Origin of the sequence: Prosthecobacter gellanilyticus, assembly GCF_007992435.1 — a bacterium.
Classification (GTDB): Bacteria; Verrucomicrobiota; Verrucomicrobiia; order Verrucomicrobiales; family Verrucomicrobiaceae; genus Prosthecobacter; species Prosthecobacter gellanilyticus.
On record NZ_BKAG01000064.1, the window covers coordinates 1 to 20,397 of the forward strand.

The 20,397-nt window shown below is 60.4% G+C and carries 17 protein-coding genes; 7 read left to right on the forward strand and 10 right to left on the reverse strand.

The features are described from left to right. Positions 1 to 135 precede the first annotated feature (135 nt). From smpB to BGE01nite_RS26045, 3 genes are all read right to left on the reverse strand, one after another. On the reverse strand, positions 136 to 603 hold the full coding sequence (gene smpB, locus BGE01nite_RS26035) for an SsrA-binding protein SmpB (RefSeq protein WP_146855357.1): 468 nt from the start codon (positions 601 to 603) through the stop codon (positions 136 to 138). A gap of 51 nt (positions 604 to 654) precedes the next feature. Further along, positions 655 to 861: a DNA-directed RNA polymerase subunit omega gene (locus BGE01nite_RS26040; RefSeq protein ID WP_146855359.1), complete on the reverse strand. Its 207-nt coding sequence runs from the start codon at positions 859 to 861 to the stop codon at positions 655 to 657. 181 nt (positions 862 to 1,042) lie between these two features. Further along, positions 1,043 to 1,633: a c-type cytochrome domain-containing protein gene (locus BGE01nite_RS26045; RefSeq protein ID WP_146855361.1), complete on the reverse strand. Its 591-nt coding sequence runs from the start codon at positions 1,631 to 1,633 to the stop codon at positions 1,043 to 1,045. A 102-nt stretch (positions 1,634 to 1,735) separates the two neighbouring features. Between BGE01nite_RS26045 and BGE01nite_RS26050 the strand changes: the two genes are divergently transcribed. Next, on the forward strand, positions 1,736 to 4,060 hold the full coding sequence (locus tag BGE01nite_RS26050) for a protein kinase family protein (RefSeq protein ID WP_146855363.1): 2,325 nt from the start codon (positions 1,736 to 1,738) through the stop codon (positions 4,058 to 4,060). Positions 4,061 to 4,646: 586 nt separating this feature from the next. Here BGE01nite_RS26050 and BGE01nite_RS26055 read toward each other — a convergent pair. Beyond that, positions 4,647 to 5,438 carry an SDR family NAD(P)-dependent oxidoreductase gene (locus tag BGE01nite_RS26055; RefSeq protein WP_146855365.1) on the reverse strand — a complete coding sequence of 264 codons (792 nt, stop codon included), beginning with the start codon at positions 5,436 to 5,438 and terminating at the stop codon, positions 4,647 to 4,649. 81 nt (positions 5,439 to 5,519) lie between these two features. After that, complete coding sequence (locus tag BGE01nite_RS26060) at positions 5,520 to 7,832, reverse strand: CehA/McbA family metallohydrolase (RefSeq protein ID WP_170267078.1); 2,313 nt, start codon at positions 7,830 to 7,832, stop codon at positions 5,520 to 5,522. 144 nt (positions 7,833 to 7,976) lie between these two features. Between BGE01nite_RS26060 and BGE01nite_RS26065 the strand changes: the two genes are divergently transcribed. After that, positions 7,977 to 10,202, forward strand: a complete 2,226-nt coding sequence (locus tag BGE01nite_RS26065) for an NADP-dependent isocitrate dehydrogenase (protein WP_146855367.1) — start codon at positions 7,977 to 7,979, stop codon at positions 10,200 to 10,202. Between the two features lie 198 nt (positions 10,203 to 10,400). Continuing rightward, a complete protein-coding gene (locus tag BGE01nite_RS26070) occupies positions 10,401 to 10,823 on the forward strand; it encodes a hypothetical protein (RefSeq protein WP_146855369.1) in 423 nt (140 codons plus the stop codon). A 73-nt stretch (positions 10,824 to 10,896) separates the two neighbouring features. Here BGE01nite_RS26070 and BGE01nite_RS26075 read toward each other — a convergent pair whose 3' ends face one another. Further along, a complete protein-coding gene (locus BGE01nite_RS26075; RefSeq protein WP_146855371.1) occupies positions 10,897 to 11,841 on the reverse strand; it encodes an AraC family transcriptional regulator in 945 nt (314 codons plus the stop codon). 171 nt (positions 11,842 to 12,012) lie between these two features. On the opposite strand from BGE01nite_RS26075, the gene BGE01nite_RS26080 reads away from it, so the two are divergent. From BGE01nite_RS26080 to BGE01nite_RS26090, 3 genes are all read left to right on the forward strand, one after another. Then, complete coding sequence (locus BGE01nite_RS26080; RefSeq protein WP_146855373.1) at positions 12,013 to 12,771, forward strand: SDR family oxidoreductase; 759 nt, start codon at positions 12,013 to 12,015, stop codon at positions 12,769 to 12,771. A gap of 38 nt (positions 12,772 to 12,809) precedes the next feature. Beyond that, a complete protein-coding gene (locus BGE01nite_RS26085; RefSeq protein WP_146855375.1) occupies positions 12,810 to 13,571 on the forward strand; it encodes an SDR family NAD(P)-dependent oxidoreductase in 762 nt (253 codons plus the stop codon). A gap of 85 nt (positions 13,572 to 13,656) precedes the next feature. Continuing rightward, complete coding sequence (locus BGE01nite_RS26090) at positions 13,657 to 14,715, forward strand: NAD(P)-dependent alcohol dehydrogenase (RefSeq protein ID WP_146855377.1); 1,059 nt, start codon at positions 13,657 to 13,659, stop codon at positions 14,713 to 14,715. 16 nt (positions 14,716 to 14,731) lie between these two features. On the opposite strand, the gene BGE01nite_RS26095 is transcribed toward BGE01nite_RS26090, so the two are convergent. The 3 genes from BGE01nite_RS26095 to BGE01nite_RS26105 form a co-directional block, all read right to left on the reverse strand. After that, a complete protein-coding gene (locus BGE01nite_RS26095; protein WP_146855379.1) occupies positions 14,732 to 15,274 on the reverse strand; it encodes an SRPBCC family protein in 543 nt (180 codons plus the stop codon). Next, the gene (locus BGE01nite_RS26100) at positions 15,271 to 15,609 is read right to left on the reverse strand and encodes a metalloregulator ArsR/SmtB family transcription factor (protein WP_146855381.1); all 339 of its coding nucleotides are present in this window, start codon (positions 15,607 to 15,609) and stop codon (positions 15,271 to 15,273) included. The genes BGE01nite_RS26095 and BGE01nite_RS26100 overlap by 4 nt, the downstream gene beginning before the upstream one ends. A gap of 113 nt (positions 15,610 to 15,722) precedes the next feature. Next, complete coding sequence (locus BGE01nite_RS26105; protein ID WP_146855383.1) at positions 15,723 to 16,934, reverse strand: hypothetical protein; 1,212 nt, start codon at positions 16,932 to 16,934, stop codon at positions 15,723 to 15,725. A 170-nt stretch (positions 16,935 to 17,104) separates the two neighbouring features. Here BGE01nite_RS26105 and BGE01nite_RS26110 point away from each other — a divergent pair, with 170 nt between their 5' ends. Then, on the forward strand, positions 17,105 to 18,769 hold the full coding sequence (locus tag BGE01nite_RS26110) for a dienelactone hydrolase family protein (protein WP_146855385.1): 1,665 nt from the start codon (positions 17,105 to 17,107) through the stop codon (positions 18,767 to 18,769). Between the two features lie 12 nt (positions 18,770 to 18,781). Here the strand turns inward: BGE01nite_RS26110 and gatB are convergent, their stop codons facing one another. Further along, the gene (gatB, locus tag BGE01nite_RS26115; RefSeq protein WP_146855387.1) at positions 18,782 to 20,251 is read right to left on the reverse strand and encodes an Asp-tRNA(Asn)/Glu-tRNA(Gln) amidotransferase subunit GatB; all 1,470 of its coding nucleotides are present in this window, start codon (positions 20,249 to 20,251) and stop codon (positions 18,782 to 18,784) included. Positions 20,252 to 20,397 lie beyond the last annotated feature (146 nt).

Sequence of the window (20,397 nt, forward strand, 5' to 3'; positions counted from 1 at the left end):
ATGCTCTAGCAATCAAGGCAGTCCTGCGCACACAGCGGTGTCGCGCTTGAGCGCTTCCCACCGCACTCCACGACGCTGCCGCGATTTTTCGTGGCCATTTGGGCAAGAGTTTTAGTGAATGCCAACCTGGCGCTATCAGCTGCGGCCGCGCTCGTTGAAGCGGGCGACGATGCGCTGGGCTTCGCGCTTGGCTTCTTTTTCCTTCACGGCTTCGCGCTGGTCGCCTTTATCGCGGCCGCGGCCGACACCGATCTCGATTTTGACGTGCGACTCTTTCCAGTAGGCGCGGAGGACGGGGAGGGAGAGGCCCTTTTGCTGGGTCTCGCCGTAGAGTTTCAGGATCTCCCGCTTGTGCAGGAGCAGGCGGCGGGTGCGGCGGGGCTCGTGCTGGGTGAAGCCGTTGGCCTTGTCATAAGCCTGGATGTCCAGATTGTAGAGCCAGACCTGGCCGCGCTCCACGCGGGCGAAGGCATCACTGATGTTCAGGCGGCCCTGGCGGATGGATTTGACCTCGGTGCCCCGAAGTTCCACACCCGCCTCGTAGCGCTCGAGGATCTGGTAATCCCGCAGGGCTTTGCGGTTGGTGGCGATTTCGTCGTTCATATGGCGGCGGGGAGGGGGATGCCGCCAAGGTAAGAGTCAAAACAGGTTGGATCAGACCTCTTCGGCCAGATCTGCAACCTTGATCTTGCCGTGGATGATCTCCAGGAGGGCGATGTCAGCCTCACGAAGGCCTGGGCGGCGTTCGACAAGGGGGGAACGACCGCTGTTCAGCTGCCGGACGCGCTTCGAAACCATGTTGATGAGGATCGGCGGATCTTTGATGATCTGGGCGGCTTGTTCGACGAGTTCGGCTTTCATCGGCTATATAGGGGGACGTTTTTTGCCCGAAACTCCGGGCGGAAGGGGGGCGGAGAGTAGTGGGATCTGCCCGTCTGGCAAGCGGCATTTCAGCGCCGGGAGCTGCTCCAGAGGGCATTTGGCAGAAAAATGAGGGCAGAAAGATTCTCCAGAATCTCTCTGCCCCATTCATTCTGAAAAATTACTGCATGCCGGTGGCCGCCTTGATCTTGGCCTGGCTCTCTTCGGAGAGGCGGGACAGGGGCACCTGGAAGACTTCACCGTTGGAGGCCATTTTCAGGAGGGCGTCAGGGCCTTTCATGCCCACGAAGGTGGCCTGGATGGCCTTGCCATCACTGCTGGTCCAGGTTTCCACGCCAGCGGCAGCCGGAGCACCTGGCGCAGGAGCCGCAGGGGCTGCGGCGGGGGCTGCGCCGCCGCCGGTGATGGAGGCGCCTTCCTTGATCCAGGCGGTCAGGAGGGTGACTTCCTCAGGAGTGAGGCGGTTTTTGCCCTTGGGCGGCATGACATCATCATCGTCGTCCGGGAGTTTCACGGAGTCGAGCAGCTTGCTCTTCTCAGGGCTGCCCGGGATCATGAGGCCGTCTGGCTTGATGACCTTGCCGAGCTCCTCCGGCGTATCGAGGGCCAGATCACCCTTGGTCTTACCCTTGCTCACGGCATGGCAGGCATAGCACTTCTGGCTGAACAGATTTTTGATCTGGGCATAGTCCACGGCAGAGGCGGAGGCTGTGCCAATGATGGTGAGGGTGGCGATGAGTGGGAGGTTCATGGAGGGGAGGGTGGAAAATCAGGCTTTTATCAGGTCCAGGCCTTAGATGGCAAGCATCGGGTTTATATTCAGCCCTTGTCAAACGCACGTGCCCGGCGAGACTTGGCCCGCTTTTTTCTTTCGGCGCACTTCACCATGGCGGAACCCAGTCTTTTCAGACACTACTTGATCGTCCAGGACGTGGACGGCAACAACGTGGAGCTGACCCGCAACGCGGAGCAGGTGAACGTGCTGGGCTTTGACACGCAGCGTCTGGAGTTCGTGCACTGCCACGTGCTGCTCTCTCCGCTGGCGGACCGGCCGGGTTTTGAAGAGGGCTGCCGGAAGCTGCAAATGAGCGGGCATCCGCTGCTGGCACGGCTTTCGGACTTCGGTGAGGATGATGGCAATCCCTTTTACATCACCAGCAATGTGGATGGTGAGTCGCTGGCGGGTTATCTGGCGCGGCAGACGGATCTTCCTGGGTGGCTGGCGGTGATGCTGGCCAGCCGATCGCTGGATGCGGCCGCGGCGCTGTGCTCGCGTGTGGACCTGATGCCTAACAATCCGTTAGACTGTCTGCGTGTGGTGCAGACGGGGCCGCACTCGCTGCTGATCCAGGTGGCGGATTATGCGCTCGTTTCCTCCGTGGCGAAGAAGACGCGCGGTCTGAAGACGGCTTTTGAAAAGCAGGCGAAGTTCCTGAAGACCTTTCTGGATGAGAAAGCGGGCGGACCTTCCTTTGCGGATTCACCTCTGCCGGCGGCGGATTTTACGGAATTGTTAGGCGCGTGCCTGGTCTCGGCTGCGGCGGACACGGTGATGGCGATGAAGAATCTCCGCGCTGCGCTGGTGAAGCTGGTGCCGGAGACTTTGGGCGGCGAGATCCCTACCGCACAAAAGCCGCGTGCTCTGCTGGCTCCGCAACTGGCGAGCTACCAGGAGATCGCCCGTGCTCTGGTGAACCGTGTGCGCATTCAAAGCCAGCGGCTGGACATGGCGAACCCCTATGCGATGCGCGGCACGCTGACGAAGACGGGGCGCAGTGTGCTGGTGGAGCAGGTGCCGCCCTCACGCCTGGCCACGAGTGTGGTGCAGGCGGCGGATGACAAGGCCTTCCGCCTGGACAAGAAGCGCGACTACCCGAGCATTGTGCCGGTGGCGCTTTTGCAGGACAGCGAGGGCCTTTCATGCATGGCGGAGGAAGTGGCGGAGGGCATCACGCTGACGGATCTTTTGCGTGACCGCCGCGCTCTGAATGCGCATGAGACTTATCTGGTGCTGGCTGGTCTGGATGCGGCGCTGACCCAACTGGAGAAAGCGGGTCTCGATGTGCCGCGCCTGCGTCTGGAGGACATTTATTTGCTCACTGGTTTCCCGCGCGAGGACAGCCGCAGCACGAAGCTGCTGCTGACGAAGCTCACGGACTGGCCTGCCTTTTCCATCATGCTGCGGGCGCACCCCACGCTGGCGGCCATGGCGGGACGCGGGACGGACCCCGCGCTGCTGCTGCCACCGCCGAAGCCTGGCAGCACGAATGCGAACCCATGGAATGCAGCCTGGCTCTCTGCCGTGGCCCGTTTTCTTCTGGCGTTGGAGACCTTGCCGGGTGCTGTTTCTGAATCTGCGGAGGGCGGACGGGAGATCGAAACCGTGGGCCGTTTGCTGGACGAGGAGATCGCCAAAGGGCGCGAGGGCATCGCGGTCAAGCGAGCGGACTTCCTGGCCCGCTATGCGCGCATGGTGCATCATCATGATCTGGTGAAGCCGGTGGAGCAGCCGCCTTCCGAGCCGCTGCAGCCGGTGAAGCCGAAGCAGGTGCGCAGCCGCAATGGCGGAGGTCTTCAACAGATCCAGGCCACGCCGATGCCGAGGGAGGCACCTGTGATCGCCGTGACTGCCCAGCCGGTGACCAGTGCTCCCGTGCCATTGACGGGTGGTCTTACCTCTCCTGCACCTGCGGGCGCAGCTGAAAGGCCCAGCGTGGGGTTTGCTGAACTGCTCTTCCGCGGCACCAGCGAGACGGCACCCTCCTCCGGTCCTGACTGGGCCAAGACAGCGGTGGATGCCCCGCCCACCATCAATGCCAATGAGGCGCTTTTGCCGCCGGATCATTTTGTGCCCTTTTGGTTGCGCGCGGCGGTGTTCATCGGCGGTTCCATGATCATTGGTGGCGTGCTGGCGCATCTTTCGGGTGACGCGCTTTGGCTGAAGAAGGGTCCTCACCCTTCGACGCCACCTGCTCTCCAGACTCATGGTGGTAACGGGCCTGCACCTTCCAAGGGAGGCATTCCGAAGGCCTCCTCGGTGCCCCAGGCCATCGAGGTTCCAGAGCCTGCGGCCTTGCCTCCTAGCGCACCCGCACCGGCCTCGGGAAGCAGTTTGCTGAAGCCGCCGCCAAGTGTCTTGAAGGATCAAATCCTAGATCTTCCTGCCTCACCACGGTGAGAATGGAACCCGGGACTTTCCTGCCGTAGTCTTATTTGCGTATTTGCAAACGTTTGGTTCGTTGTTAATTCTCGTCAATTCCATGCGCCCGTGAAAAGGCCGTGAGAACAACAACAAACACAACGAACAACACTATGAAATACGCCCTCCTCGCTCTCGCGGCTTCGGTCATCGCCGGCGGCCTCGTCTCCTGCGCTTCCAAGCCACCACCGCCACCACCGCCAGCTCCGGTGATGTCCAGCAAGTAAGTTGATGGGCCTGACGGCCTTATCTTCGTAGTTCAAGCGTTGCCAACCGACACTTCTCTCGATGATCCGTCTCTTCACCCTCACACTTGCTGCTTCGTCCCTGCTCCTCGCGTCCTGCGCGACGAACAAGGAGTGCACTTCATGCTGCTCCAAGGACAGCACTGCCAAGCCGGCCGCAGCCTCGTGCTGCGCCACCCCTGGCACCGCTACCAAGACGGCTCATAAGCACTAAGCGAAGTCTGACTCCTCGGGCGCCGTCTGCGAGCTCACGCTCCGGACGGCGCTTCTTTTTGCATTCATGATTCCTGAATTCTGAGTCAGAAATCTCAAATCAGGATTCAAGGAATGGTCGTGCTGTCCTTTGGGGGATTGCGACCGATGAAGGGGTGCTGCTCCAGGTCCATGACCTGGCCGCTGATCGGGCCGCTTTCATCGGCGAGCCAGTAGACGGCGGCTGCGGCGATTTCCTCCGGCCAGAGGATGCGGCCGGCCGGTGCATACACTTTCGGCAGGTCCGCATACCAGTCGTCCTTCAGGCCGTGCTCGCGTTTGCGCTTGGCTTCGTTTTCGGTGAGGACCCAGCCGGGATTGATCTGGTTCACGCGCACACCGTCCTCGCGCATCAAGGTATCGCCCAGGTTACGGGTGAGCGTCATCAGCGCGCCTTTCGAGACGGAGTAGGGCATCAGGTTAGGCTCGCCGCTCCAGGCATTCACGCTGCCGATGTTCAGCACGCAGCCGCGCACCTTGCGCAGTTCGGGCAGGGCTGCCTTGATGAGGGCGAAGGGGGCCAGGGTGTTCACCTCCAGCATCTTCCGGAAGAAAGCGAGGTCGGTCGTGTGGATGTTGGACGCGGTCACCATGGCGGCATTGTTCACGATCGCGTCGAGTCTGCCGAAGGTGCTCACGGCTAGATTCACCAGCGTGGCAGGGCAGGTTTCGCTGGTCAGGTCTTCCACGTGGGCCACGGCTTTGTCTGCGCCGATCTCAGCGACCACTTCAGCGGCCAAGTCTGCCTCCAGGCCGTGAATGACGACTTTCGCGCCTTCGGCAACACAACGTTTGGCGATGGCTTTTCCAATGCCCGTGGCACTGCCGGTGACGAGGATGACTTTGTTTTGAAGACGCATGGTTAGGTGGAAGATCATAGCGAGGAGTGTCCCCGCTTCACCACGACAAAGTGTGGATGAAATACGACAGGGGTGCGCCGGTCACTCCGCCAGCCTCTCCCGATACACCTTCCGCGCATGATCATAGGCGGCTACGGCATCAGTATGCTCCTTCGGATCAATGAGCGCTTCTTTCTGTGACCAGCACTGGTCCACGCTTTTGAGACACCATTCGAGGCTGCGCTTCTCGCGGATCGGCTGTTCATTCACGATGACAAAAATGGGGTTCGTGTGCGAGCTCGCGCGGATACGGAGGGCGAGCCAGCAGCTTCTTTCAACCGGCACATCAAAACTCAAGTCACGGGTGGTTCCGTCAGCGATGATGTTTTGCTTCTGCAGGGACACGCCATTGACCAGCAACTCCACCGGCACCTCACGCGTGGTGCCGATGCGTGCCCTCTCAAGATCCCAAAACGGCTTCTGACCTGCGGGCGCGTTTTGGATTTCCGGACGCGGTTGCGTTTCCAGCATCGCCGCGGCTTTGACAGTGACTTTCATCGTGGTGGGTTTCGCGAGACGCACCTCACTGTCCTTCACGCCGAGTTCAGCATCACCTGCCTTGAACTCCATGAGATGGCTTTTGCCATCGCTCACATAGGCTCGACCTGCGCGAATGCCCTCGCACCAGCCGTCATAGCTGAGCTTGTCATCCAGCTTCACATAGGCGCGGCCAAGGCCCACGCGCTCGCCATAGATGCAGGGGAAGTCCGTCTCGCCGCTGATGCGTGTGCGGAAGCCCGCGTTCAGTGTGTGATACCAGATGTTCAGCTCCCAGGTGTGCGGCGTGTCCACCATGGAGAGGAAATCCACCGCCGGCACCGGCTTGCCTTCCGGCCCTTCGACCATGTGGGTGACGTCCACGATGTATTCGCACGCACCGATGCCATTGAAGGGCGGCACAATGTAGTTCGGCAGCTCATCGGTAACACTGGTTAGGCCGAGCTTGTATTGCTTGTCACGGGCTGGATCATCCTGTGCAAGAGGTTGCAAGCCCCAGCCGCTGTGAGCAGGTCCCGTGAGAGCACCCTGTTTCTTTGCCCACTTCAGCGTGTTCAGGCAGAGCGTGGGCCAGTGCGCGGTGCTGTCGCCACCGGGATACATCTGCTCCTTGAGCTTCAGCAGACAAAGATGGCCGCTTTTGTGCGAGCCGAAGCCGCTGACCTCCACATCATAGCGCAGCAGAAACGGGAAGCGCGATTCCTTGTCATCCGTGCCCGTGAAGAATTGCTTTTGATAATCAAAACACGGCCCCCACGTGAGGTTCGCGCCGATCTTGAGATCCTCGCCCTGGCAATGCCGTGCCATGTCCGGCGCATGCACACCTTGTGTCGGCACGGAGTAGTGCGCGCAGCCGGCCGCATGAATGTGATGATCACCGCTCCACCAGCCAAGCTTGCTCGGATCAATCCAGCGCTTCACCTGGAACTTCAGTGTGGTGTTTTCACGCGCGATCGTGACCTTTCGCGCCTCAGGCACCGACTCCGGGCCGCGACGAAACACGATGTCATAGCTGCCATCAGGCAGCTTCAATGTCTCGCCATCACCACGATAAATCTGCGGATGGAAAAAGAAGTCCGGCGCATGCCGCTTGATCTGCGAGGGATACACGCGCCCGGCCTTGTCCTTGATCAGCAGCTCGGCAATGCAGGGCTGGCCGTTTTCATCCTCGATCGCCAGCTTCACCTCACGCGCAGGCTGGCAGTCAAAGAGCACGCTCGTCTCATTGCGAAAGCCCAGGTCCTGCGTGCCCTGGCCGGTGTCGAAACTGAAGGTCGCATCCCGCTTGCCCACATCGCGGCTGTAGAGCTGGATGATGCGATATTCCACGCCCAGCCCGCTCAAGGTTGGCTGCACCGGCGCGGCCTCAAACATCTGCACGTCCAGCCAGCGCGCCGAGAGGGCAGGGGGCCCCGGATCCTTCGGCTGCGCATTCGGAGCCACGGGCGGCGATCCCGGCACATACATCACCTTGGACTGCGGGCTGCTGGCGGCGAGTTTTGCGGTCACACCGGCCTCATTGCCCACCCGCACCAGGTATTGCCGCCAGCCGGACTCATCCAGCACGGGCTTCGCCGCCCCGGTGGCCACCTTCACCCGCTGCTCCGGGGTGATCGTGACCTGAAAGAGCGCATGCGCATCCAGCACCGTCTGCGCCTTTTGCACGGCCGCCGCATCGTTTGCCGTGATGGCCGCCTGCAGTGCGCTGATCTCCTCCTTGGAAAAAGGAGTGCCCAGGAAACTGGTGGCCTCCAGCAGCCGCTGCGTGGCCGCCAGGAAGGGCTGCGGCTCCACCTCCGTCCCCTGGGAGAGTGAGATCACACTCAGGCACACCAGGAGGGAGAGAGGCGTTTTCATGCCCACTAGAACGCTCCGGGCCTGCGGGGGCTTGCTCCAGGTTGGAACTCCCTGAAAAGCACCCCTCCGGCACAAAAGCTGCGGCTTGCCTCGCCCTGCCGTCGCGTCTAGCTCTCCGGCTCCTAAATTCCCCCGTTCCTCCCCATGTCTGCCAAGCCTACCATCATCTACACCCTGACCGACGAAGCCCCTCTTCTGGCCACCTACTCGTTCCTGCCCATCGTGCAGGCTTTCACGAAGTCGACCGGCATCGCGGTGGAGACACGGGACATCTCGGTCGCGGCCCGTATCCTGGCAGTCTTCTCCGATCTCCTTCCGGAAGATCAGCGCGTGTCAGATGACCTCGCCTACCTCGGCAAGCTCTGCCTGGAGCCGACGACAAACATCATCAAGCTGCCCAACATTTCCGCCTCAGTGCCGCAGCTCAAGGCCGCCATCGCCGAGCTTCAGGCCAAAGGCTACAAGCTCCCCGATCTGCCTGAAAACCCGCAGACGGATGCTGAAAAAGATATCAAAGCTCGTTACGCCAAGGTCATGGGCAGCGCCGTGAACCCTGTGCTGCGTGAAGGCAATAGCGACCGCCGCGCTCCGAAGGCTGTCAAAGACTATGCCAAGGCTCATCCGCACTCCATGGGCAAGTGGAGCGCCGACTCCAAGACCAGCGTCGCCACGATGGGCGCGAATGATTTCCGCTCTAACGAAAAGTCTGTCACGGTCGATGCGGCCACAGACGTGAAGATCGAGTTCGTCGGCAAGGACGGCAGCACGAAGGTGCTCAAGGACAAGACCCCTCTCAAGGCGGGCGAGATCCTCGACTCCACCCGCATGAGCAAGAAGGCTCTCGTGACCTTCCTGGGCGAGCAGATCGCCAAGGCCAAGGCGGATGGCGTGCTCTTCTCCCTGCACATGAAGGCCACCATGATGAAGGTCAGCGACCCCATCATCTTCGGTCATGCCGTGCGTGTGTTCTTCAAGGACCTCCTCGCCAAGCACAGCGCTGCGCTTGCTGAGATCGGCGTGGACTTTAACAACGGCTTTGGCGACCTCGCCGCGAAGCTCGAAAAGCTCCCCGCTGACAAGAAGGCCGAGATCGAAGCCGACATCAAGGCGGCTTATGAGAGCGGCCCGGCCCTCGCCATGGTGAACAGCGACAAAGGCATCACTAACCTTCATGTGCCGAGTGATGTGATCGTGGATGCCTCCATGCCCGCCATGATCCGCGGCGGTGGCAAGATGTGGAACGCCGCCGGCAAGGAGCAGGACACACTTGCGGTTATTCCAGACAGCAGCTACGCCGGCATCTACCAGGCCGTGGTGGACTTCTGCAAGAAGAACGGCGCCCTCGATCCCAAGACCATGGGCAGCGTGCCAAACGTCGGCCTCATGGCCCAGGCCGCTGAAGAATACGGCAGCCATAACAAGACCTTCGAAGCTCCCGGCGATGGTGTGATCCGCGTCACCGACAGCACCGGCAAGGTGCTCTTCGAACACGAAGTCGAGCAGGGTGACATCTGGCGCGCCTGCCAAACCAAAGATGCTCCGGTGCAGGATTGGGTGAAGCTCGCCGTCAACCGCGCCCGCGTCTCCAAGACTCCCGCCGTCTTCTGGCTGGACAAGACCCGCGCTCACGACGCGCAGATCATCGCCAAGGTGGAAAAATACCTCAAGGATCACGACACCACTGGTCTCGACATCCGCATCCTGCCACCGGCTGAAGCCTGCACCTTCTCCCTCGAGCGCATCGTCAAAGGTGAGGACACCATCTCCGTTACTGGCAACGTGCTGCGTGACTACAACACCGACCTCTTCCCCATCCTCGAAGTCGGCACTTCGGCGAAGATGCTCTCCATCGTTCCTCTCATGAACGGCGGCGGCCTCTTTGAGACCGGTGCCGGTGGCTCCGCGCCGAAGCACGTGCAGCAGTTCCTTGAGGAAAACTACCTCCGCTGGGACAGCCTCGGTGAGTTCTTCGCCCTCGCCCCGAGCTTCGAGCACATCGCTGACAGCTTCGGCGTCGCCAAGGCCAAGGTCCTCGCAGATACCCTTGATGCCGCCACCGGCAAGTTCCTCGAGAACGATCGCAGCCCCGGCCGCAAGCTCGGCACCATCGACAACCGCGGTTCCCACTTCTACCTCGCCCTCTACTGGGCCCAGGCTCTCGCCGAGCAGACCGCTGATGCTGAGCTCCAAGCCCAGTTCAAGCCCATCGCCGCCGAACTCACCGCCAACGAGCAGAAGATCGTCGCCGAGCTCCTCGCCGTCCAAGGCAAGCCCGTCGACGTCGGCGGCTACTTCAAGCCCGACGCCGCCAAAGCCGATGCGGCCCTTCGCCCCAGCGCCACGCTGAATGAGATTTTGGCGAAGGCGTGATCTTGCGAATGAAGGAGTTGATGCGGGCCACTATTTTTGACCAGATAGTGGCCCATGCATCACCTCTATTTCCCGCCGTGTCCTGTCCATGGGCCTATTGATCCGCCCGTGCCATACGGGCATCTGGGGAGCCGTGGAGCGATTCCTAACAAATGCGGCAGCTGCGAACTAAGTTTCGAGGGTGGATGTTGCCGGTTTATGGACAAGTTGAACCGCTACATGCACTTGGACTTTGGTCCATGTGGTATTCATGGACCAACCGACCCGGTGGTTTATGAAGACAGATATATCCGCGCGAAAGTCGAGATCCCCCGCAAATGTCTAAGGTGTTGCTTTTTGTTCAACGACATTATCCATGGGTTTTCCTGCCGTAAGGACGCTGAGAAGTGGGGAGATTGCTATCGCGGTCTCGATTGGGGACAGTGGCAGCCAGATCGCATCTTCTTTGATCTACCTCACCCCAAAGTCACGACCAAAGCTCTGGCTGATGCTGCGCACGTGAACGACCTGAAAGCGTTTGTGATCGAGTATCGCCGCGCTAATCCGGGGCTTTCTATGGACGAGGCGCGACGAGACTTTGCCCGAATCCGGGAGCTTATCTCAAGTGGGGCAGAGGGCTGACAAAGTGCCCGGCGTTCGTCATGAAACCGTCAATAAAGTGTCATTAAACCGTCATGAAAATTGGTCTTTCATATCACGACAGCCGGATCAAAGTTTTCCTCAGCTGCTGCGCCACATTGGCCGGGCTGTCGCCGAACAAACGTTTGAACTCACGGCTGAACTGGGAGGCGCTTTCGTAGCCGACTTCCATGGCGGCGCTGCTGGCGTTGATGCCCTCATGCACCATCAGCATGCGTGCTTTGTGCAGGCGCACGTTCTTGAGGTATTGCAGCGGTGAGAAGGAGGTCACGGACTTGAAGTGCGCATGAAAAGTGGACACGCTCATGCCGGCCTCACTGGCCAGGGTGGGAAGGTCATGGGTGCGCGCATAGTCGGTGTTCAGCTTGGTCATCACGCGGCCAATCTGGCCGAAATGACTGTGCGGTGCGGCGAGCGCACGGAGATTGTGCCCCAGCGGTCCATTCAACACACGATACGTAATCTCCCGCACAATCTGCGGTCCCAGGATGCGTGCATCATCCGCATGGCGCAGGCACTCCACCAGACGCGTCGCGGCATCACCCAGACGATCATCCAGTTCGGAGGACTGGATGGCCTGCGGCGACGCGCTGTTCAGCGGCGGCTGCTCCACATGCATCAGCAGTTCCGCCACCAGCGCCGGTGTCACGCCGATGGACAAGCCTAACAAAGGTTCATCCTCGCTGCCTTCGGTTTCACATTCAAAGGGCAGCGGCATCGCCAGCACCAGGAAGTGGTTCGCGTCATAGACAAACTTCTTCCCCGCCAGATAGCCGGACTTCCGGCCCTGCGCTACGATGACGATGCTCGGTTCATAGGACACTTGTGTCCTAGGCACCTCCATCGTTGAGCGCATGAATTTCACGCCTGCGAGCCGCGACGGACTGAAGCCCTGCCCGCGTACCTGATCCGCCAGCAACTCCACAAAGCGTTGATATTTTGGCGGATGCAGCGGTGGTCTCTGACGAGAGGATGAGGCGCGTGCGGACTTGGTTTTCATGGATGAATAGGCAAGGTATAGTCACACATATCTGCCAATTATCTCACAGATCGGAGAATTAGGCAAATCTTCCGGAGGTCTAGGTCTAGCGGCAAAACAGGAGTGCCCCTAGAAGTGGAGACGTCAGAAGCGAAGGAAATTGACCCTTCACAAACTCAACAAACAAACATCATGAACTCCTCCAACACATCCTCCTCCAACACATCCTCCTCGAAAGTCATTCTGATCACCGGCGCCAGCAGCGGCATTGGTGAGGCCACCGCCCGTCATCTCTCCGCGAAAGGTCACAGCATTGTCCTCGGCGCTCGCCGCACGGACCGCCTGGAAAAACTCGCCACTGAACTTCGTGCCGCCGGTGGCACGGTGGAGTATCGCGCTCTGGATGTCGCGAACCTCGCAGACATGCAGGCCTTCGCGAACTTCGCGTTGGAAAAATTTGGACGCATTGATGTCATCGTGAACAATGCCGGCGTCATGCCGCTTTCTCCTCTTGCCGAACTGAAGATCGACGAATGGAACCGCATGATCGATGTGAACATCCGCGGCGTGCTGCATGGTATCGCCGCCGTGCTCCCGCACATGACGAAGCGCAAATCCGGCCACGTGATCAATGTGTCCTCGATCGGCGGGCACCAGGTCTGGCCGAGCTGCGCGGTCTACTGCGGCACCAAGTTCGCCGTGCGTGCCATCTCCGAAGGCCTGCGCCAGGAAACTCGCGACATCCGCGTGACCATCGTCTCACCCGGTGTGGTCGAGTCTGAGCTCGCGGATACCATCTCAGATCCCGGCACCCGCGCTGCCATGCAGGAGTTCCGCAAGGTCGCTCTCACGCCTGATGCCATCGCTCGAGGTGTCGCCTATGCCATCGAGCAGCCCGGTGACGTGGACGTCAATGAACTCATCATCCGCCCCACCGCTGGCGCTCAGTAATGCCTCGTTAAAACCTCGACCCCTTTAACTTCGCCCGTATGAAACACGAAAAAAAGATCGCCCTCGTCACCGGCAGCAGTCGTGGTCTGGGCCGCAACATTGCCCTCACCCTCGCTAAATCAGGCGCGGACATCATCGTCACCTATCGCTCCGGCAAGGCCGAGGGTGATGAGGTTGTGAAAGAGATCCAGGCACTCGGCCGCAAAGCCGTGACTCTGCAGATCGACACCGCCAAGACCAGCACCTTCGAGGCCTTCGCCGCATCCTTGAAGGAAGCCCTCACCACCACATGGCAGCGCGAGAGCTTCGACTTTCTCATCAACAACGCGGGCATTGACCGCAAGTCGCCCTTCGCCGAGACCACGGAGCAGGACTTTGACGAGCTCATGAACGTCCATCTCAAAGGCGTCTACTTTCTCACGCAGAAGCTTCTGCCCTTGATCGCCGATGGTGGCCGCATCGTGAACACGTCCACGGGTCTCGCCCGCTTCAGCATCCCTGGTTATGCCGCCTATGCCTCCATGAAAGGCGCCATCGAGGTGCTCACACGCTACCTCGCCAAAGAGCTCGGCCCCCGCCGCATCAGCGCGAATGTGGTGGCTCCGGGCATCATCGAGACCGACTTCACCCGCGAGGCGCTTTCGCATCCCGGTGCGCGGGAGTTTATGAACTCGGCCATCGCTCTTGGCCGTGTCGGCGTGCCAGATGACATCGGCGGCGTGGTGAACTTCCTCTGCTCCGAGGAAGGCCGCTGGGTGAATGCGCAGCGTGTGGAGGCGTCCGGGGGAATGTTTCTGTAATTCTCATCCCGGATTCAAAACTCCTGAGGCGAGCCTGCCTTCCCAATCGTTTGGTTTTCTGCTTCACCCTCATCCCCTGACCTCTATGCCCACTGCCAAAGCCTACGCTGCTTCCAGCGCCACCTCACCCCTTGCCTCCACCAGCATTCCGCGCCGTGCTCCCACGGATCGTGATGTCGAACTCGAAATCCTCTACTGCGGCGTCTGCCATTCCGACCTTCATCAGGTGCGCAATGAATGGAAAGCCCTGCCGACGGTATATCCCTGCGTGCCTGGTCATGAGATCGTGGGGCGCGTGACGCAGGTGGGATCCGCCGTCACGAAGTATCAGGAGGGAGACATCGTCGGCGTCGGCTGTCTGGTGGACTCGGATCATACCTGCCCGAGCTGTGAGGCGGACCTGGAGCAGTTCTGCCCACGCGCCGCCTTCACTTATAACTCACGCGACAAGCACGGCACTGCGCCCGTGACGTATGGCGGTTACTCCAGCAGCATCGTGGTGGATGAGCGGTTCGTGCTGAAGGTGCCGACGAATCTGGAACTCGCAGGAGTGGCGCCGCTGCTTTGCGCTGGCATCACCAGTTATTCCCCCATCCGCCGCTGGGGCGATATCAAGGGCAAGAAGGTGGGAATTCTCGGCCTCGGTGGCCTGGGGCACATGGGAGTGAAGTTTGCCCATGCCTTCGGCGCTCACACGGTGGTGCTCACAAGCTCGGCTAACAAAAAAGAAGATGCGCTGCGCCTGGGGGCCGACGAGGTCGTGGTGACCCGCGACCCCGGCGAGATGAGGAAGCATGCCTCCAGCTTCGATTTCATTCTCGACACCGTTTCTGCGGATCACGATATCAACACGTATCTAAACCTGCTGAAGATCGATGGCACGCTTACGCTCGTCGGTGCCCCGGACAAGCCCATGCCTGTCGCTGCCTTCGGTCTCATCTTTGGTCGCAAGCGTCTCGCCGGATCCCTCATTGGCGGTATCGCCGAGACGCAGGAGATGCTGGACTTCTGCGGCGAGCATAACATCACGTCGGATGTGGAGGTCATCGCCATCCAGCAGATCAACGAAGCCTATGACCGGCTGGTGAAGTCGGATGTGAAGTATCGCTTCTCCATCGACATGGCCTCGCTGAAGAACGGGTGAGTACGCTTGTCACGGCTCATGCTGCTGGTCCGAAGAGCTTGAGATACTCATCCTCCAGCCGCATGAGCGTGCTCCAGAAGGGCGGTTGCTGGCTGCCCTCCAGCTTCGCCACCAGCACCGTGAGGTGGATGTGCCAGCCGCCGGAGACATCCAAGACCTCCTTGTGGTTAGGCAAGTTCCGGTGAGTCAGCGTGAGCTTCACCTTATCCCCCTGAGGTTCGAGCTCGAAGATCACCTCCCCCTCGCCCCACTGGAAGGCATACAGCTTCGGCGGCTCGCAGCGGGTTACCACCGCATCTGTCTCGATGTCGTCAGCCGCGTGAGACTTGTATTTCTCCGGCACCTCCTCCGGGCCGGGAGCCAGCGTCTTGTTGTTGAAAGTCAGCTTCATGGGCGCGCCGGGCTTCTTCTCCGCAGTGCCGCCACAGAACCACTGGCTGCGCTTGTCCACATCGGTGATGAATTCCCACACGCGCTCCACAGGGCCGGGCAGCATGCGGACAAAGCGTACCTCGGCAGAGTTGACGAGCGTTCCGTGGTCTTGGTTGAGCGGGTTCATGGTTGTCTGCCTTTCTTTCTAGGTTTGTTTTTCTCATCATCGGCACGCAGCGCCGCTTCGAGCGCATCCAGCCGTCGGTTCCAATAATTCATCGTGGAGACCAGCCAGGCCTGGATCTGCTGCAGCCCCGCCGGATTCAGCGTCTGAATGCGTGACTGCCCCTCCACACGCGAGCTGACCAGCCCAGCCTCCCGCAATACCTTCAGATGCTGCGAGATGGCTGGAGCGCTCATGTCGAACTTCCCCACAATCTCCCCCACGGTGCGATCCTTCCGCGCCAGCATTTCCACAATGCGGCGTCTCGTCGGATCAGCGATGGCTTCCAGGCTTTCCATGCCTATAAATTAAGTGAATACTTAAATAAGCAAGTACTAAAACATGGGCTGCGTTTGAACAGCAGGAGGCTCACGTTCTGAGAGGAAGGTTGCTCAACACGTGAAGGCATAGCTCACTTCCAAGGTGCCTCACATGTCGCCAGCATGACCGCTCGAACTTCAGCGGGGCCGTGCTTTTCGCTGTGGTTGTGAGCAAAGTTGCCGCCGGTGTAAAAGAGGTGCCAGAGGCCGTCGCGCCGCACCATCGCATGCGGGGCGTGGAGGAGATAGCTGCCGGCGGTGGTGCCCGGGGCATCACGGGGAATCCACGGTTTGCGCAGCGGGCGTTCCCAGGTGATCCCATCCTTGGAGAAGCAAGCCTCGATGTCCATCGTCTGCGCGCCAAGGCGGTAGTGTCCGAGGAGACCGATGCGGCCTTTGTCGGTATGCGTGACAGAGAGGTAGTAAAACTGCAGGTCCTGCGGATCTTGGGCATCCGGAGAGATGACACGCTTCCTGTTAGTCCACGTGAGCCCGTCCTCGCTGGTGAGGCGCTCGATCACGCGCACGAGACCGGGGATGTTGTCATTGGCGGCATAGCGTGGATCATCCTTGGGAACGCTAAAGAGTGTCACGGTGTAGAGCTCGAAACTGCCATCGGGCAGTTGATACACGTTCGTGGCATCATTGGTGATGAGATGCGCAGGCGCGGGCGCCTCTCCCTTGGCAGGCTTGGCCTTGCGGTTGGCCAGCTTGGTCAAGCCGATCTCCACCGCCGCCTCACCACCCACGCAGCGATCACTCGTGTGGTAGAGGCAGGGTGAGGATGCATTCAGCACCTTGAAGGCACGGCCATCGTCACTGTCTGCTGCGAGATAGCGCACCGCGCCTTTGCCGTGAGACCAGAAATAAAGGCGCGTGCGCCCATTCTTCAGCTTCAGCAGCACTCCCTGCACGGGCTCCCAGCCTTCAGGCAGTCCGCCGATGGCGAGAGCTGCGCTTTTGTCCGGCTCGCCCGGTGTGCAGACCGCCATGGTGCGCTTCCACTCACCACCGACCTCGCCTTCATGATAGCCGATGTTCTTTGCCACGCCCTTGGGTCCGGAAATACTGGTCCAGATGCGCCAGCGATCCTTTTCCAACGGCTCCACGGTGCTTGTGAAGTTCTGAACCCAGGCATTGGCAGGCTCGCCGTGATGGCGGAAGAGTTCGCCATGCTTCTTCCAGGCCGAGGAATCGGCAAACGACAGTGACGATTCTGCGAAAGCGGGGCCTCCCGCCATGAGGCCAAGACTTGTGGTGCCCAGATGATTCAGAAAGGTTCGGCGGGTGAGGGGGGAAGTCATGCGTCGTCAGTAAACGGACTTCATCAGGCTCTCCATGCTGCATTCATCAACCATGTGAATGGGTTCTGGGCGGAATGAAGAGAAATGTGCCAACTTTGGTTGCATGGCGAGACCAGTAATGACAGGCCTAATGGTCTCGTTTTATCTCCGTCTTTAACCTAACCATAGATATGATCAAATGGACTGGCCTTGTTCTCCTCGCTCTTGCGGCGGGCCCTCTGGCAGGACTGCCGGAAAGTGCGCGTGCAGATGCGCCGCCACCCCCGAACCCGGCCGTTGATGCTGGCGTGAAGTGGCCCGCGCGCCGTGCGCAGATCGAAAAGGAGTGGCTGAAGATTCTGGGCCCGTTCCCCACCAGCAAGCCGCCCTTGGATCTGCAGATCCTGAGCACGGAAAAGCTGCCTGCCTCGCCCGGTGATGATGTCTATCCCGTGAATGCAGGCGACATCACGCGCTACAAAGTCAAATTCCGCTCAGAAGCCGATGCCAGCGGCATCACACCGTCAGAAATCTGGAACTACGGCTGGCTGCTCGTGCCGGACAGCGTCACGACCAACCACGAGAAGCACGGCATCCAGGCACCCGCCATCATCTGTCTGCACAGCACCACCTATGGTTCAGGAAAAAGCAGCCCCGCAGGACTGGCGGGACGCTTCGCCTCAGACCCTAAGATAGGTTTCGTCGGCCGTCAGGATCTGGTGGGCAAAGACCCGCGCTATAACAACAGCATGCCAGATCCAAAAGATCTGGAAGCCATGCATGCCTACTATGCCCAGGGGCGCGCCGCAGGCCTGCTTCTTGCCAGGCAAGGTTACGTGACCTTGAGCATCGACTTCCTCGCGGACGGAGAGCGCGTCGAGCCCGGGCATCGTTCCAACGACACACGCCAGTTCTACAAGCGCTTTCCAGATCCCATGGCCGAGAGCGCCTGGTCCATCATGGGCAAATGCATTTGGGACGTCATGCGCTCGGTCGACTACCTCCAGTCACTGCCCTACGTGAATCCCAATGGCATCGGCTGCACTGGCTGGTCTTATGGCGGTCAGGTCACGCTCTTTGCCGCCGCTTTCGACCAGCGCATCTCCGCCGCCGTGCCGAATGGTGGTGTGCTGGATTGGGACCGCCCCAAATATCCGCCCGGCTACAAGGGCAAGCCGAAACCGAATGGATGGAGCCGCATGACCTCCGAAAAGGAACCTTGGACGGACGATGGCGAGCAACCACCCTCCAGCGGAGCTGAAAGCCTCCGCCGATGGGGCATCCTGCAAAACAGCGGGCCCGTCAGCTTCATGCCGAAGTTCTACAAATACACCCTGCCCGCCAATCGCGACCTTTTGCTCCCCGTGGGCTTCGAGAGCCTGATGATGATGGTGGCCCCAAGGCCGCTCATGATCATCTCCAGCGAGATCGAGTACAAGCAGCACGACATCCTGCCGAAGTGCATGGAGACGATGAAGGTCTATGCCCAATGGCAGAATGTGAAAGGCTCCGGCCTGCCAGATCCCCTGCAGGCCCGAAAGGAGCGCAGAGGCTATGCCGAGACCATGGCCTACTACGTGAACAACAACGAATACTCACCCAAGGCCATCGACTCGTATCTCAACAGCCTGAAAGCGGGTGACTGCTTCAGCTGGTTCTCCTTTCCGGGCGGGCACAGCTATCCGTTTTCCGCGCAAATGGTGACCACGGGCTGGTTCGGGCGCTGGCTGGGTCTTTACCCCGCCGCGCCGGTGCCACCGCTGCCCAAGATTCCTGCAGACGAGGCACTGAACATCGGACCTCTGCCGAAGAAGAAAGAGGCTGCCGATGCGCCCAAAGGCGGGGCCAAGGGATGAAAGCGCCCAGGCTTATCCGAGCACCTTCTTGCGCACGATCTCAGTGACGATTTTTGGATTCGCCTTGCCCTGGCTGGCCTTCATGGCCTGGCCGGTGAACCAGTTCATGGCCTTCTCATTGCCGCCTTTGACCTCGGCGACCTTCTCAGGGTTCGATGCGATGATCTGATCCACGATGGCTTCCAGTGCGCCAGTGTCACTGACTTGCTCAAAGCCTTTCGCCTTGATGATGTTCGACGCGCTTCCGCCATTCGCGAACATCTCGGCAAAGACTTCCTTCGCCTGGTTGTTGGAGATCTTGCCTGCTTCCACCACGGCCACGAGCTCGCTCAGCGCTTCAGGCTTCACTGGGCAGGCATTGATGCCGCCTTCGGTGTCTTTCAGCAGGCCGAGCAGATCATTGATGACCCAGTTGGCCAGCTTCTTCGCGGGCACCTGCGTGTTTACAGCCACGGCGGCTTCATAGTAAGCAGCCAGTTCCTTCTCGCTCGCCAGCACATCCGCGTCATAGGCACTGCAGCCGTAGTCACTCTCAAAGCGCGCACGCTTTTCATGCGGCAGTTCCGGCACCAGCGGGCGGATGCGGGTCACGAGGCTCTCCGTGCGCAGCGGGATCAGATCCGGATCGGGGAAGTAGCGGTAGTCGTGCGAGTCTTCCTTGTCGCGCATCTTGGTGGTCACGCCGGCATCATCATCCCAGCGGCGTGTGCTCTGCACCAGCTTCTCGGGGTTGCGGCCTTCCAGCACATCGATCTGGCGCTCCGTCTCGGCTTTGATGGCGCGACGAATGGCGCTCATGGAGTTGATGTTCTTGAGCTCGATCTTCACGCCGAGCTCCTTCTGGCCCTCCGGGCGAACGCTGATGTTCACATCCGCGCGCATCTGGCCCTTCTCCATGTCCGCATCACTCACGCCGCCATAGATCAGAATCTGGCGCAGGCTGTTCAGATAGGCCACGGCCTCCTCCGCGCTGTCGATGTCCGGATCACTGACGATCTCCATCAGCGGCGTGCCCGCGCGGTTGAAGTCGATGGTGGTGAACTTGTCATGGTGCGTGCTCTTCGCCACGTCCTCCTCCAGATGGATGCGCGTGAGCTTCACCACCTTGCCAGGATTGGCGATCGTCTTTTGCGCATCTTTTGGATAGGCCAGATCATACAGCGGCACGCCGCCACCCAGACACAGCGGCAGGTCAAACTGCGTGATCTGGTAGTTCTTCGGCATGTCCGGGTAGAAGTAGTTCTTGCGGTCCCACTTCACCACCGGCGGCGTGGTGCAGCCGAGCATCATTCCGGTCAGGATGGTCTTCTCGATGGCGCCTTCATTCAAAACGGGCAGCGCACCTGGCAGGCCGAGGCAGGTGGGGCAGGTGAGGGTGTTCGGCTCCGCTCCAAACTCCACCGGGCAGCCGCAAAACATTTTGCTGCGCGTGGTGAGCTGGGCGTGGACCTCGAGTCCAATAGTGAGGATATACTTGGGCATGACGGGCAGTGATAGTGGAATCCCCCGGCGCGGATGGCAAGCGGGGGCTGCATGTCTGGACCAAGTTATTCAGGCCCTCAGGGCTGCCGTTGTGGACAAATCCACGTACCGCCCCCCGGTCCAGGGGGCGGTTTCGTGGCAAGAGG